This window comes from Virgibacillus sp. LDC-1 (assembly GCF_030137545.1).
Classification (GTDB): Bacteria; Bacillota; Bacilli; order Bacillales; family Amphibacillaceae; genus LDC-1.
On record NZ_JARUVL010000039.1, the window covers coordinates 1 to 600 of the forward strand.

Sequence of the window (600 nt, forward strand, 5' to 3'; positions counted from 1 at the left end):
AAGAAAACTATCAAAACGAGCACAGGTGCATTGGATATCAATGTCCCACGAGACCGTGATGCTTCGTTTAATCCAGAGTTGATTCCCAAACGGAAAACAGATGTTTCTGCCATTGAGAATAAGGTTATCTCCATGTATGCTCGAGGTATGTCGCAACGGGACATCTCTGCCACTATTGAAGATATTTATGGCTTTTCAGTATCTCATGATATGGTGTCTAATATCACAGATCAAGTTCTTCCAGAACTTGAAGAGTGGCAGACAAGACCGTTAAGTAACTGTTATGCGTTTGTTTTTGTCGACTGTATGTACACAACNGTTAAGTAACTGTTATGCGTTTGTTTTTGTCGACTGTATGTACACAACCATTCGCAATGAGTATGAAACAAGAAAATATGCTGTTTACACTATCTTGGGATACACCATGGAAGGCCATAAAGAGATTCTTGGTTTATGGCTCAACGAAACGGAAAGCAAGCATAAATGGATGCAAATTTTCGATGAAATAAAGGCAAGAGGTGTTGAAGATATTTTCTTTATATCTATGGACGGTGTCAGTGGTCTAGAAGAAGGTGCACATGCCATTTTTCCCGATGTCAT

1 pseudogene is annotated in these 600 nt (G+C 39.4%); it reads left to right on the forward strand.

The features are described 5' to 3' along the window. A pseudogene (locus tag QBK89_RS15030) lies at positions 1-600 on the forward strand (transposase); the annotation flags it as partial.